Below are 14,154 nucleotides of genomic sequence, written 5' to 3' on the forward strand. Positions count from 1 at the left end.
CTAGGCACGGCGTTCCCAACGGTCCGGCCGGGCATGATCGGGAAGGTAGCCCGGCGCCATGGTGCCCGCGGGGTAGGGCTCAAGCCGGTAGTCGAAGTGGCCGGCATACACGAGGACCAGGCCGATCTGCGGCTGGATCACCTTGACCTGGATCCGGTGCCGGCTCTCCTCCGGCGACCACCACTGCTCGGCGTAGGCTTTGGCGTCCAGGGCGTCCGGCAGCGGAATCCGCAGCGGCCCCAGGAGCAACCGTGAGGCCTCGGACACGCCGCGCAGCCTGCCCTCGGGAGTGACGCTGAGGTTGAGGTCGGTGACCAGCCGGCGGTAGCGGCCGACGTAATCGACCAGCCGCGGCGCGCCTCCGGAGGAGTCCACGCTGGTGGTGTCGGAGAAAATCCTGGTGGTCTGCGGGAAGTGGATTTCCCGCCGGGCCGTGAGGCTGGAGCGGCCGAACGGATCCAAATGGGCGTGGTTCTCGATCCGGAACCTGATCCCCTCGCCGTACTCCGGGAAGAACGCCTGTTCACCGGTCGCCAGCCGCAGCATCGGCCGCAGCCAGCGCTGCCGGCAGCCGACGAAATCGAAAACGCCCTCGCCCACGCCGTAGTGCCCGGAGCCGGGGGCGAGCGAAAAGTACTCCTGCAGTTCCGGCTGCAACCGGGAGAAATCCGGGCCGAGGCCTTGCCTGTAAATGGGTTCGTAGCCGGTCACGGCATCCTCCTTGGGGTCACAGCCGTCCCGCGGCCTTCAAACGAATGTACGCGTCCGCCAGCGCCGGCGGCAGTTCCAGCGGTTCGGCGTCGACCACTTCGACGCCGGCGTGGCGCAGTTGGGCGCTGACCGCCTCGCGTTCCAGCAGGGCCCGCTCGGCCGCCGCGGCACGGAAGACACCGCTGGCACTTGTTCGCTCCCGGAGCATTTCGCCGAGCATGGGATCGCGGACCGCAGCCACCACCACCACGTGCTGCCGGGCGAGCTGGGCGGCCATCGGCAGCAGCCCCTCTTCGGGAGCGCCGCCGTCCAGCGCGGTAAGCAGCACCACCAGGGAGCGGTGCGCGGAAACGGAACGGACCTGGGCAGGAATCTGTGACCAGTCGAGTTCGATGAGTTCGGCGTCCAGCGGAACCATGGCCTGGACCAGCCGCCCCAACAAGTTGCCCTTGGCCGCCGATCCTGCCCGCGCCCGGAGACGGCGGTCGAAGGCGAGGAAGTCGACGCGGTCGCCGCCCCGCTCGGCGAGGACAGCCAGCAGCAGTGCCGCCTCGATGCCGGTGTCCAACCGCGGCTCGTCGGCGATCCGGGCCGCCGCCGTGCGCGAGGTGTCCAGCACGATGACGACGCGGCGGTCGCGCTCCGGCCGCCAGGTGCGGACCACGACGGCGGACCGGCGGGCCGTGGCACGCCAGTCGATGGATCGCACGTCGTCGCCGCGGACGTAATCGCGCAGCGAGTCGAATTCGGTGCCGGCACCACGGATCTGGACCCCGGCCCTGCCGTCGAGCTCCCGCAGTTGGCGCAGCTTGGACGGCAGGTGCCGGCGCGCATGGAACGGCGGGAGCACCCGGAGGGCGCCGGGACAGGGCAGCGTGCGCTGCCTCGCGGCAAGGCCCAGTGGGCCGAAGGCGCGGATCGTGACATGTGCGGCGCCCAGTTCACCGCGACGCGTGGGCCGCAGCGTGACGGTCATCCGGCGGCGCTCTCCGGCCGGCACGAGTAGGCGCTGGCTCGGGTTCTGCGCACCGGCAGAGGGCTGCCAGGCGTCCCGAACCAGGCCCCGCAGGGTGCGGCGGCCGGTGTTGGCCACCGTCAGCACGGATTCGGCCGACCCCGTGAGCGGAACGCTGCCGGGGTCGTTGCGCTGCACCGAGACCTGCCGCAGCGGTGCCGCGAGGCCCAGGTCAAGCAGCGCCGCGGCGGCGAGCAGCAGGACCACCGCCGTGGCGGACGCCCAGCCGGGCAGGAGCACTGCGGGGATCAGGCCAAGAACCGCCAGCAGCACGAAGCGTCCGGAAATCGCCATGGTTCAGCGCGGGACGGGCACGGACGCGAGGATGCTGCCCAGCACGCCGTCGACCTGCACGCCGTCCATCTCCGCCTCGGGGCGCAGGGCCACCCGGTGCCGCAGGCAGGGCAGCGCGAGGGCCTTGACATCGTCCGGGGTGACGAAGCGGCGGCCGGAGAGCCACGCCCAGGCACGGGAACCGTTCAGCAGGGCCGCGGCGCCGCGCGGCGAGACGCCCAGCTGGAACGACGGCGCCGAACGGGTGGCGCGGACGACGTCGACTATGTAGGCCAGGACTTCGGGACCGATCTCGACGGCGGCCACGGCCTGGCGTGCCTGCTCCAGCTCGGCGGGACCCGCGACGGGTCGGACACCGGCGGCGGCCAGGTTACGGGGATCGAAGCCGGCCGCGTGCCGCCGGATCACCTCGATTTCGTCCTCCCGGCCGGGCAGCGGCATGGTCAGCTTGAGCAGGAACCGGTCCAGTTGCGCCTCCGGCAGCGGATACGTCCCCTCGTACTCCACCGGGTTCTGCGTGGCGGCCACAATGAAGGGCGCGGGAAGCTGGCGCGAGACTCCGTCGACCGAGACCTGCCGCTCCTCCATGGCTTCCAGGAGCGAGGCCTGCGTCTTGGGCGGGGTCCGGTTGATCTCGTCCGCGAGCAGGATATTGGTGAAGACGGGCCCCTCGCGGAAGCTGAACTCCGAGGTGTGGGAATCGTAAATGAGCGAGCCAGTGACATCGCCGGGCATCAGGTCCGGCGTGAACTGGATCCGCTTGGTGTCGAGGCTGAGGGCGGCGGAGAGGCTGCGCACCAGCAGGGTCTTGGCCACGCCGGGGACCCCTTCGATCAACACGTGTCCCCGGGACAGCAAGGCGATCAGCATCCCGGTGACGGTGGCGTCCTGCCCGACGACCGCCTTGGCGACCTCCTGGCGGACGTCCAGCAGCGCCTGGCGGACCGGATCCCGGTCCGGGGCGGCCCAGTAGCCGTCGGTACCCGCCGGCCGCTGCTGCGCCTGCGGCGGTTCCTGATGCTGATGCGCTGCCTGCTGTGCTGCCTGATGCGCTGCCTGCTGTGGGGCGGGCCGGGGCGCCGGCCAGGGGGCAGCCGTGCTCGTTGCTGCTGAGCCGGCGGAGTCGCTGGGCTGATCGTTCATCGGGCGTGTACCTCTTTCTCTAGTCTTTCCAGCTCTTGGGCCCAGCGCACGAGCTCGGCTTCGCCGCGGGGTACGGCGTCGAGGACGCCGGAGACACTCTCCGCTGTCCGGTCCAGGTGCCGGGCGGCGGCATCGATGATGGCCGCTGCCCCTGCTTCCGGTCCCAGTCGGAGGGTCCTGGCCAGCCGCACCAGTGCGCCGGAGCGGAGGACCTCGGCGGCGCGCTCCACGGCTCGGGCGTCGTGATACAGGCGGGCCCGCCCTTCCGCGGTCTCCACCGCCTTCACCACCACGGGGAGGGGTTCGAAGACCAGCGGGCCGAGCCTGCGTCCGCGCCAGAAGATTGCGAGCAGGGCGACGAAAGCCAGCCAGGGCCCAAGGACGTGGGTCCATGGCGCGGCCAGCTCATCGAGGGTCACCGGTTTCTTCGCAGCCGGCACATCGGCGATCCCGGGCAGGTACCAGACCAGCCGCTGCTCGGCACCAAGGGTGCGCAGCACCAGTGCGGCGTTCCCTTGCTCGGCCAGGGCCCCGTTGCTGAGGATTTCGGTGCTGCCAAGGACCACGGTCCGGCCGTCGTCGCTGACGGCGTAGAGGCCGCCCCCGCCGTCACCCGGGGCGTAGCAGACGACTTCTCCGCTGTAGAGGTAGCCATGCGCGGCCGAGACCGTGCCGGCCGCGGTGGGGTCGGGACTGGCGCAAGCCGGTGCGAGCTCCGCGGTACCGTCCCGCACCACTCCGGCTTGCTCGACTCCGCCGCCCACGGCCTGCAGCGTGTTCAGCCGGGGCGTGACCACCACCATCCGGTCCGCGGCGCCGTCCAGGAACCGCAGCTGGTCGTGGCCCAAGTACCCGTTGGGGTCGTAGAGCAGCACCGTGCTGCGCTCGCCGGCCCGGCGGGCGTCCTCAAGCGCCTTGATGGTCGGATCGAAGGAATCGAGCTGCTGTACGGCGACGCCATGCCGGCCCAGGATTTCCGCCGCGGCGCGTGCTCCCTCCGGGGCAGGATTGCGGATGGACAGCGGGCTCCGGTCGCCGCGGGGCTGCAGCTGGAGCGCCGTGGTGAGGACGAGGGCGGCGACAAAGACGAAGCCCAGGATGGCCCAGGTGCGGTGCCGGCGGATCCAGCTGGGCACCGCCGTTGCGGTGTTCACAGCGGCCTGACGAAGGCGTTCGGGTTCGTGCCCCGGTAATCGGGAGTGGTGCCGGCCAGCGACGCGTCGAGCCGGACGATTTCGTCGTAGTCCTCGGCTCCTGCGTTCGCGCCGCCGTAACGGACGGCGTCAAAGGTGAGCGCCGCGTCTTCCAAGTCGCGGGCGTACGGTCCAAAGGCCCGGCCGAGCAGGCCGGCCACCTCGCCGGCGGTCCGGCCGGGTTGCGGGTCCAGCACGGAGCGCTCCTCCGCCGCGCGCACCAGGGCGCGGAACTGTTCGACAACGGCGGCGGACCAGTCGCCGCTGGCCGCCGCGGCGGCGGCCCGTTCGCGGTGCTCCTCGGGACTGAGTGCAGATTCGGCGTCGAACACGTCCTTCTCGGCGGGCCGCCGGGCGTTGAGCCGCGGACGCACCACCAGGATGGCCACGGCGATGATGACGGCGGCGATGATGAGCAGCAAAGGGACGGCGTAACCGCCGTCGGCGCCGGCGGTACCGTCCCCGGACAGCGAGCGCAGCCAACGCCCGAACTCGGCAAGCGCCTTGTCCAGCCAGCTGGGATCGGCGTCCCGGTAGGGTGCCTTGGCGAGCTCCTCCGCCGCCCAGCGCCGGGCTTCTTCCCGGTCAGGCAATACCGGAGGTTCCGGCTGCAACCGCGCGGACAGAACCGCCGCGGCACGCTCAGCGGCGAAGACGGAACCGACCGTCACCTTCGGACCGGGGGAGGGCCGTAGGGAGGCTGCTGCCAGGCGGAAGTGTCGCCGAGGAGGGCAGCGGGAGCCCGGCCCGGGACCCCGTCCGGATCACTTCCGGTCTCCAGTTGCCGCAACAAGGTCAGATCGAGGCCGTCTTTGCGCATCCGCAGGTCCAGGTAGAGCAGTGCAACCGTCGAGGTCTGGAAGGCATAGCCGACGGCGCCCACGAGCGCGATGACCACAGTGCCCGCGACCGTGACCAGGATCCTGACCGCCTGGGACCCACCCTCGCCTCCTTGGGCGAAAACTGTGGCCCCGAGAGCCTGGCCCACCAGGCTGACCGGAATGAGGAGGATCTGGGTCATCACCCCGACGAGGACGCCCACCACCAGGGTGACACCAAAGATGCGCCACCAGTTCCTGCCGGTGAGCTGCCATGAACGGCGCAGTCCGGCGAAAGTACCGATCTCCTCCACCACGATCGCGGCCGGCGCGACAATGAACCGGATGCCGACCCAGAGCAGCACTATGGCCAGGCCGAAGAACAGGAGTACCAGGACCAGCACGGCGGAGCGGCCCATGGTCGCCAGCAGGGCGAAAGCAGCCAGCACCGCTACGGCGACGACGGCGGCCGCGCCCAGGATCAGCAGGCCGGCGAGTCCCAGCAGGGCACCGGTCCGGGAGCGCGAGAGCACCCACATCCTGCGGAACCCGGTCCGCCGGTTCAGCAGCTCGCGGGCCACGGGAACCGCCATTGCACCCTGCATGACCGTCGAAATCAGAATCGCCACGAGCGATATGAGGGCACCTACGGTGGCCACGGTGCCGAAGGCAAGCGCCGCGGCCTGCGACGTGCGCAGTTCCGCCAGCCACGGCGCGGCCGAACCTCCGAAGAGGGCGCCGGTCTGGGCCAGGGCCGAGGTGACCGAGCCCAGTGCCTGGGCGATCACGCCCGCCCCGAGCATGGCGGCGGGGTTGCGCCTGACGGTCCGGAAGGCGCCGTCCAGGATCTCGCCGAACATGAGGGGACGCAACGGCACGATGCCCGGCTTAGGCGGGGCGACGTAGCGCGGCTGGCCGTAGGGGGAGGGGCTCTGGGGGCCGGAAAAACGGGCATCCTGGTGCTGCGCACCCCACTGCGGCTGCTGCCCCCAGGCGGGTTGTTGGGCCGGCGACTGCTGCCCCCACTGGGGCTGCTGCCCCCAGGTCGGCTGTTGGGCCGGCGGGTTGGTGCCCCACTGGGGTTGCTGCCCCCAAGCGGGTTGTTGGGCCCGCGGGTTGGTGCCCCACTGCGACGGGCCGGTCCATTGCGACGGGCCGCCAGGTTCCTGCTCAGACAAGCTTTTCCTCCCCAAGAAATTGCCCACCGGATGCACGCGAACGGGACCCGTAAGCCCTGCTGCCCGCGCCCCCGGCGTGTGTCCGGGCCAGGCTTGCCCCCAGCCTATAGTTTCGTCGGCTGGCCGCAAGCATTCGGGCCGATTCACGGCACGAAATTAGCGGCCGGGCCGCCCCGGGCGCCGCAGCAGCCACAGGCGCCCCCGCCATGCCGGTGACTGCCCGAATACGACAAAGCCATTTCAATAGGGGAATATATAAGCTATGAAGGCACGGATTTTGGTAGTGGACGATGACGAGGCGCTGGCCGAGATGATCGGTATTGTGCTGCGCAACGACGGCTTCGACCCCGTCTTCTGCGCGGACGGGGGCCAGGCCCTGGAGGTCTTCCGCGCCTCCAAGCCGGATCTCGTGCTGCTGGACCTGATGCTCCCCGGCATGGACGGCATTGAAGTGTGCCGCCAGATCCGCGGCGAGTCCGACGTCCCGATCGTCATGCTGACGGCAAAGTCCGACACCTCCGACGTGGTCCGCGGCCTCGAATCCGGCGCCGACGACTACGTCCCCAAACCCTTCAAGCCCGCCGAACTCGTGGCCCGGGTGCGCGCCCGGCTGCGTCCCGGCGACCAGAAAGCCCCGGAGACGCTGCGCATCGCGGACGTCACGATCGACGTCGCCGGCCACGTGGTCAGCCGCAACAGCGAACGGATCTCCTTGACCCCGCTGGAATTCGACCTGCTGGTCGCGCTGGCGCGCAAGCCGTGGCAGGTCTTTACCCGGGAACTGCTGCTGGAGCAGGTCTGGGGCTACCGCCACGCGGCGGACACCCGCCTGGTCAACGTCCACGTCCAGCGGCTGCGCTCGAAGATCGAACGTGATCCGGAAGCCCCTGAAGTTGTATTGACGGTCCGTGGTGTCGGCTACAAAGCAGGTTCCTGAGCCGGCGGACGGCCAGCCCGGGCCTGCCCCGGAGACAGCTGCCCCGGAGACCGATCCCCGCCTCGACCTCCCTGAGGCTGCCGCCGCGCCGGCCGAGGACGCAGCGGAGCCAGCCCCGGAGCCCGCCGCTCCTGGCGGCTCCGCGCCTGAAACCGGCAGCGCGCCGTCGTCGCTCCACGGACAGCCGGCGCTGTTCCGGGCCCGCATCTGGGCCCGACGCGCCCGGATCGTCACCGCCCGCGTCGCCCGGCTGGTCCGGACCGGCGTGTCCCGGCTCCTGCCCGCGTCCAGGTACCTGCTGCGCGCCCTGCACCGCCGCTGGCGGAGGTCCCTGCAGTTCCGCACCGTGCTGACCACGCTGATGCTGGCGATCGGTTCCTTCGCCGTCGTCGGCGCGTATCTCTCGAACCAGATCGCCAACAACCTCTTCCAGGAGCGGCTGACGCAGGCAGAGTCGGAGACCCGCTACAACGTTAAGCAGGTCCAGGACACGTTCGACGGCGCGCAGGTCACCGACCAGTCGAGCGTCATCACCCTCGTCTACGACACCCTGAACGCCGTCGAAGGCCGCGGTTCGGTAATCCAGCGGCGCTACGTCTTCGAAGCCATGCCGGAACAGACCAAGCCCCGCAACCGGTGGGTCGAGTCGCGGGCCTCAGACCAGCTCACGATCAGTGTCATTCCGCCCGACCTGCGCAAGGCGGTGCAGGACTCCGGCAAGGACCAGTTCTGGGCCTCCACGGAATTCCCGGTGGGAACCGAGGACCGTCCCGGCATCGCGGTCGGCAACAAGGTGACGTTCAACGGCACCGTGTATGAGCTGTACCTGATCTACGACCTCAATACGGCGCAGAAGACCCTCGACGAGATCCAGAACGTCCTGCTGGCCGGCGCCGCCGCCCTCGCGCTCATGATCGGCGCCGTGGCCTGGTACGTCACGCGCAACGTCGTCAGCCCCGTCAGCCACGCCGCCGTCGTCTCCGAAAAGCTGGCCGCCGGACAGCTGCAGGAGCGCATGGTGGTCAAGGGCGAAGACGAAGTGGCCCGGCTCGGCGCGTCCTTCAACCACATGGCCGCGAGCCTGCAGGAGCAGATCACGCAGCTGGCCACCCTGTCCCAGATGCAGCAGCGTTTCGTCTCGGATGTCTCGCACGAGCTCCGCACCCCCCTGACCACGGTCCGGATGGCCGCGGAGGTTCTCTACGACGCCCGGGACGATTTCGACCCGATCAACAAGCGGTCCGCGGAGTTGCTCTACAACCAGGTGGAGCGTTTCCAGTCCCTCCTGGCCGACCTCTTGGAAATCTCCCGGTTCGACGCCGGCGTCGCCATGCTCGACGCCGAACCGACCGACATCGTCCAGCTCATCTCGCATGTGATCGAGGGGGTGGCCCCCGTGGCCGCCGAGTACGGTTCCGAAGTGACGCTGAACGCCCCCGCGGGAAGCATTGTCGTCGACATGGACGACCGGCGGATCGACCGGATCCTGCGCAACCTGGTCCTGAACGCGCTTGAGCACGGCGAAGGCCGGCCGGTGAATATCTCGGTGGCGGCAAACGACACCGCCGTGGCCGTGGCCGTCCGGGACCACGGAATCGGCATGACGGCCGCCGAAGCGGCACGCGTGTTCGACCGCTTCTGGCGGGCCGATCCGGCCCGTGCCCGCACCACCGGCGGCAGCGGCCTGGGATTGTCCATCGCGACCGAGGACACCAAGCTGCACAACGGCTGGCTGCAGGCCTGGGGCGAAAAGGGGAGGGGCTCCAACTTCCGCCTGACGCTGCCGCTGCGCCAGGGCGAATCGATCACGAGGTCACCGCTCCAGCTGGAACCGGCCGACGTCGGTCCTGCCGGCGTTGTACGTGAGCGGACCATGCTGCTGCTGGAGCCGGCGGTCACGGAGCCCAGTCCGGCGCCGTCCGACTCCGAGGCAACGAAGGAGCAGCCATGAGCGGCGCCGGAAAACTGAAGGCCCTCACCGGGGCGCTGCTGGCGCTGCTCCTGGTCCTGCTGACCTCGTGCGCCCAGATCCCGCGCTCCGGCCCGGTGGGCAAAAGCACCGACGAGAGCGCGGGAAAGCCCAACAACGCGCCGGTCTTCTTCCCCGTGGCCCCACGGGCAGGGGCGGGCCCGGAGGCAGTGATCGAGGACTTCTACCTCGCGGGCAGCGGCTACGAGGACGACTACGCCGTGGCCCGGCAGTACCTCACCCAGGCCTCGTCGGTGAAGTGGAAGCCGGACCAGCGCGTGCTGGTCTTCCGTTCGGCCCGCGTGGTGCGCACCGCCGTCGAGAACGTCTACAACTACGAACTTGACCTGGCCTACTCGGTTGACGCCGACGGCATCGCCACGCCGCTGCCGGAAGGTTCCAAGGAGAGCATCCCCGCGACGCTGACCAAGGTCGACGGCGAATGGAGGATCTCGGAAATCCCGGATGGAACCGCCATCCCGGAGGAGACCTTCAAAGTCATCTACGGCGCTTACCCCATCTACTTCTACGACCCCACCTTCACCTACGCGGTGCCGGACATGCGCTGGTTCATCAAGAAGAAAACCGTCAAAGCCATGACCAGCGCCCTGCTCGGCGGCCCGGCCCCCTACCTCAAAGGCGCCGTCGTCAGCGCATTCCCCTCGGGCATGAAGCTGGCCCGCGAGTCGGTGCCCGTGGTCTCCGGCGCCGCGCAGGTGGACCTGACGGCCAAGGAACTCGTGGACGCGTCCAACGAAGACCGGCTGCGCATGCAGACCCAGCTGGCGCTGACCTTCCGCAGCCAGCCGGACGTGATCAACGTGGAGCTGCGCGCAAACCAGGACCTGGTCCGGGTCGAAGACGACGGGTCCGTGCTGCCGCCGGTGCGGGACAAGGACGTGCCCGCGCACCAGATCGCCGTCAGCAACAACGACCTGGTCCGCTACGAGAACAACAAGCTGAGCCCGCTGCCGGACATCCAGTCCGTCAGGGCGCTGGCGCCACGTGCGCCCGCCGAATCGCCGGTATCCCAGGCGGCGGCGTTCCTCAACGCCGGCGGCACCACGCTGTACTCGATCCTGCCGGGCCAGCCCGCCCGCGCCCTCACCACGCGGGCTGCCCTCGCGCGGCCGTCCTTCGACCGCTACGACTGGGTCTGGACCGCCGGGCCGGGCAGCAAGGGGGCCACCGAAGTCATCGCCCACCATCCCTCGGGGCCCGCGGCGGGAGCGAACGTGCCTGCGGCGACCATGACCCCGCCCTGGCTCGCGGGACGCACGGTCAAGGAATTCCGGGTCTCGCGCGAAGGCACCCGTGCGCTGGTCATCTCGGAGCTGAACGGTAAAACCAGCGTCCAGATCACCGGCATCATCCGCACCGGAGACGGCACGCCCCGGGACCTCACCGCGCCGATCACCCTGCTGCCGGCGCGCGCCCCGGACCGGGGCGTCTGGGTCAGCGACACGACCGTGGCCGTGATGAAGGGGTCGGTGAACGACAACGTCACACCCGAGCTGCTGTCCCTGACCTCCGGAGCGCCGCAGCAGCTGGCGCCCTGGCCGGGGCTCACCGCGCTGAGCGCAGGCAACGGACCGGCCGAGATCTATGGCCAGTCCACGGAGGGTATCTTCCAGCGCCTCGGCAACGGCTGGTCGCCGCAACTCAAGGGAGCCATCGACCCGTCGTTCCCGGGCTGAGCCCAGCCGAAAGGTTGTCCACATAGCGGCCGGGATGACTTCCACCCCGGGACGGCGTCGGCCAGCCTGGAAGGGTGAACAAACGCCCGCGCCCAGGCCCGCACCCAGGCCTGCATCCACCTGCGCATCTGCGCACCGACCGCGCCATAGACCCGGACCTTGCCCCGGTGCTTACCGGAGCAAGGCACCGTGGCCGGTACCGGCGCTGGACGGAGCGGACCGCGGAAGGTGCCGCCGCAGCTGCCGCGGAGCTGCTGGCGCTGGCAGTGCCGGTGGAATGCGTCTGCTGCGGCGCCGAGGACCGGACACTGTGCGCCGGCTGTGCCCAGCGGCTCCGCCGGCTAACGAGTCGGCCGTTCCGGGCCGAAGCGCGGGCTCCTGCCCTTGTGGACATGGACGGCTCCGTCCTGCTGCCGGTTGTGGCGGCCGGCGCCTACCGGGGCGAGCTGGCGCAGTCTGTGCTGTCCTTCAAACGGCACGGCCAGCGTCAGCTGGCGGAGGAACTGGCCACGGCACTCGTCCAAGCCATCAGCGCTGCGTCCGGGTCGGAGCCACTGCTCCTGGTGCCCGTCCCCACTAGCGGTGCGGCTTTCCGTCGCCGCGGGTTCAGCCCCGTTCACCTCCTGCTCACGCGGGCCCGGCGAAATCCTCGCCTGGCCGGAGCCGACGTCGCTGACGTCCTCCGCCAAACACGGCCCCGCCGCAACGGTCGATGGGGCCTGCCGGGGCTGGCTGGCGGCGCGTCCGGCGGCCAGAAAGGATTGGGCCGGGCGGCACGGGCCGGCCGGGTACGCGGCTCCATGCGGATCAAGGGCGGAGCGCCTCCGAGGGAGCTGGACAGCCGGCCCTGCCTCATCGTGGACGACGTGCTCACCACCGGCGCCACGCTGGCCGAAGCGGCCCGCGCGCTGCGGGCCGCGGGAGGCCAGGTCCGCGGTGCGGTGGTGCTCGCGGCGACACGCCCGCCCACGCGGAATGACTTTGCCGCGTCAATCCCCGGGCTGGCGCGGAACCCTGGCGATGAGGAAAAAAATAAACCAAAAAAAGATGAATAACAGGGGTCCATGAACTAACGTCGAACGTGGGTACCAAGAATAGATGTACCTGTCGATAGCGGCTCGGAAAGGGGCTCGACTGTCCGTCAGATCAGCCCCGGGAAGTGCCGCCGTCGTGTCACCGAAGTCATTTGGAGGGCACCATGGAGTTCATGATCAGCGGTCGTAATTTGACGGTCTCGGACCGGTTCCGCGAATACGCCGACGAAAAGATCTCGAAGATCGCATCACTGGGGGACAAGGTCCAGAGGGTGGACGCCAAGGTTACCAAGGAGACCAAGGCCCGGCAGACCGCAGAACTGCTCACTGTCGAGCTGACCGTCCTGGGCCGAGGCCCCGTGATCCGTGCCGAAGCCAGCGCCGCTGACAAATTTGCCGCGTTTGATCTGGCCTACAACAAGCTTCTTGAACGGTTGCGCCGCGCCAAGGACCGCAAGAAGGTCCACCACGGCCGGCACACCCCGAAGTCCGTCACCGAGGCGACGGCCACCCTCGAACCGGCCAGCACCAGCGAGCCGATCTATGAGGAAGCGAGCCACCCGCCGCAGCCCGCGTCCGCGGAGAAGTCGCCCTACGAGGTGGAAAACGACATCCCGGCCGGGGACTCGCCGGTGCTGATCCGCCGCAAGGTCTTCCCCGCGGCCTCCTTGACGCTCGACGACGCCGTCGACAACATGGAACTCGTGGGCCACGACTTCTACCTGTTCGTGGACAAGGAAACGAAGGCACCATCTGTCGTCTACCGCCGTGAAGGCTGGACCTACGGCGTGATCAGCCTGGACCAGACCTGCGAACCGGGCGCGGCTCCACTGGAAGAAAAGATCATCGCCTATCGTTCAGAGGATGAGCCTGCCAGCGCCTGAGCTGGTGACCATCCGATGAAGGGACTGATGTGCACGCAGCGCTGAGCCTCAAGCAGGCACGGCGGATCGCACTGGCAGCCCAGGGATTGGACAAGGTCCGGCCGGCCGCACCCGTTAGCGCACGGGCGGTGGGCCGGACTTTTGCCCGCCTGCACCTGGTCCAGATCGATTCCGTCAACGTGCTTTCGCGCAGCCACTACCTGCCGTTCTTCTCCCGGCTCGGGAACTACGACCGGGCGATCCTGCACCGCATGGCGGGGACCCACCCGCGCCGGATGATGGAGTACTGGGCGCACGAGGCCAGCTTCATCCGGCCCGAGCATTTCCGCGACCTCGTGCTGTGGCAGAACCGCAAATGGGTGGGCGCCCATGCCATGGATCCGGAACTGCGCAGCTCGGTGGCGCAGCAGGTGCTGGCAGCGCTCGCCGCGGGCCGGCCGCTGACCGCCGCCGAACTCACGGCCAGGATCGGCCACGTCGAGGACAAACCCAAGGACAACTGGGGATGGAACTGGAACGCGGTCAAACGGGTCCTCGAGCACCTCTTCGAGGAAGGCCTGGTCTCGGCCGCGTCCCGGACCGAGTCCTTTGAACGCCGCTACACGCTGACCTCGAGGATTCTGGCCGCCGAGGTTTCCGCCGCGCAGGAACCAGCCGACGGAGCCCCGGAGCCGGATGCGGCGGAGGCCATGATCCGGCTGATCGACGCGGCGGCGCAGGCGCACGGAATCGGCACCGTACGGTGCTTTGCCGACTACTTCCGGAGCCCGCTACGCGCCGCCGCCACCGCGGTGGAGCACCTCGTGGACGCGGGGCGGCTGGAGCCGGTGACGGTGGCCGGTTGGAACAGACCGCTGTACCGCCACGCCGACGCCGGGTTGCCCCGCGCCGCCAACGGCCGCGCGCTGCTGAGCCCCTTCGATTCGCTCGTGTTCGAACGGCGCCGGCTGGAGGAACTGTTCGGCTTCCACTACCGGCTGGAGATCTACACCCCCGGAGCCAAGCGCCGCTACGGCTACTACGTGCTGCCCTTCCTGTTGCGCGACGAAATCGTGGCCCGCGTCGACCTGAAAGCAGACCGGGCGACCGGCAGCCTGCTCGCCCGGGCAAGCCACGCCGAGCCCGGCGCGCCGGCCGACACCGCCGTCGAACTCGCCGAGGAACTGCAGCTCATGGCAGAGTGGTTGGAGCTGGACCGGATCGTTGTCGCCCCCGTGGGGGACCTGGCGCCCGCCCTTGGGCAGGCCGTGGCCGGCCTGCATCCGCTCTGAGGGAACAGGC

The 14,154-nt window shown here is 69.7% G+C and carries 12 protein-coding genes; 6 read left to right on the top strand and 6 right to left on the bottom strand.

Annotation, left to right across the window (positions count from 1 at the left end):
• Genes AC1DK9_RS04485 through AC1DK9_RS04510 form a run of 6 tightly spaced genes read right to left on the bottom strand, consistent with a single transcriptional unit; the run spans position 1 to position 6,352 of the window.
• Positions 1-711, bottom strand: coding sequence for a DUF4166 domain-containing protein (locus AC1DK9_RS04485; RefSeq protein WP_476915114.1), 711 nt, complete (start codon positions 709-711; stop codon positions 1-3).
• 16 nt (positions 712-727) lie between these two features.
• Positions 728-2,020, bottom strand: a complete 1,293-nt coding sequence (locus tag AC1DK9_RS04490; protein WP_476915115.1) for a DUF58 domain-containing protein — start codon at positions 2,018-2,020, stop codon at positions 728-730.
• 3 nt (positions 2,021-2,023) lie between these two features.
• A complete protein-coding gene (locus AC1DK9_RS04495; protein ID WP_476915116.1) occupies positions 2,024-3,163 on the bottom strand; it encodes an AAA family ATPase in 1,140 nt (379 codons plus the stop codon).
• Positions 3,160-4,317, bottom strand: coding sequence for a DUF4350 domain-containing protein (locus tag AC1DK9_RS04500; RefSeq protein ID WP_476915117.1), 1,158 nt, complete (start codon positions 4,315-4,317; stop codon positions 3,160-3,162). The genes AC1DK9_RS04495 and AC1DK9_RS04500 overlap by 4 nt, the downstream gene beginning before the upstream one ends.
• Positions 4,314-5,027 carry a DUF4129 domain-containing protein gene (locus AC1DK9_RS04505; RefSeq protein WP_476915118.1) on the bottom strand — a complete coding sequence of 238 codons (714 nt, stop codon included), beginning with the start codon at positions 5,025-5,027 and terminating at the stop codon, positions 4,314-4,316. Before AC1DK9_RS04505 ends, AC1DK9_RS04500 begins: the two co-directional genes overlap by 4 nt.
• A complete protein-coding gene (locus AC1DK9_RS04510) occupies positions 5,024-6,352 on the bottom strand; it encodes a DUF7847 domain-containing protein (RefSeq protein WP_476915119.1) in 1,329 nt (442 codons plus the stop codon). Before AC1DK9_RS04510 ends, AC1DK9_RS04505 begins: the two co-directional genes overlap by 4 nt.
• Positions 6,353-6,614: 262 nt before the next feature.
• Between AC1DK9_RS04510 and mtrA the strand changes: the two genes are divergently transcribed.
• From mtrA to AC1DK9_RS04540, 6 genes are all read left to right on the top strand, one after another.
• A complete protein-coding gene (mtrA, locus tag AC1DK9_RS04515) occupies positions 6,615-7,289 on the top strand; it encodes an MtrAB system response regulator MtrA (protein ID WP_476863119.1) in 675 nt (224 codons plus the stop codon).
• Positions 7,290-7,479: 190 nt separating this feature from the next.
• Complete coding sequence (gene mtrB / locus AC1DK9_RS04520; protein WP_476915243.1) at positions 7,480-9,240, top strand: MtrAB system histidine kinase MtrB; 1,761 nt, start codon at positions 7,480-7,482, stop codon at positions 9,238-9,240.
• A complete protein-coding gene (locus tag AC1DK9_RS04525) occupies positions 9,237-10,955 on the top strand; it encodes an LpqB family beta-propeller domain-containing protein (protein ID WP_476915120.1) in 1,719 nt (572 codons plus the stop codon). The genes mtrB and AC1DK9_RS04525 overlap by 4 nt, the downstream gene beginning before the upstream one ends.
• A 74-nt stretch (positions 10,956-11,029) precedes the next feature.
• The gene (locus AC1DK9_RS04530) at positions 11,030-12,010 is read left to right on the top strand and encodes a ComF family protein (RefSeq protein WP_476915121.1); all 981 of its coding nucleotides are present in this window, start codon (positions 11,030-11,032) and stop codon (positions 12,008-12,010) included.
• A 143-nt stretch (positions 12,011-12,153) separates the two neighbouring features.
• Positions 12,154-12,873, top strand: coding sequence for a ribosome hibernation-promoting factor, HPF/YfiA family (gene hpf / locus AC1DK9_RS04535; protein ID WP_476863122.1), 720 nt, complete (start codon positions 12,154-12,156; stop codon positions 12,871-12,873).
• Positions 12,874-12,902: 29 nt separating this feature from the next.
• Positions 12,903-14,144 (top strand): winged helix-turn-helix domain-containing protein, encoded by a 1,242-nt coding sequence (locus AC1DK9_RS04540; RefSeq protein ID WP_476915122.1) that lies wholly within the window; start codon positions 12,903-12,905, stop codon positions 14,142-14,144.
• Positions 14,145-14,154: the final 10 nt, after the last annotated feature.

This window comes from Arthrobacter sp. 01T414, from assembly GCF_056398965.1.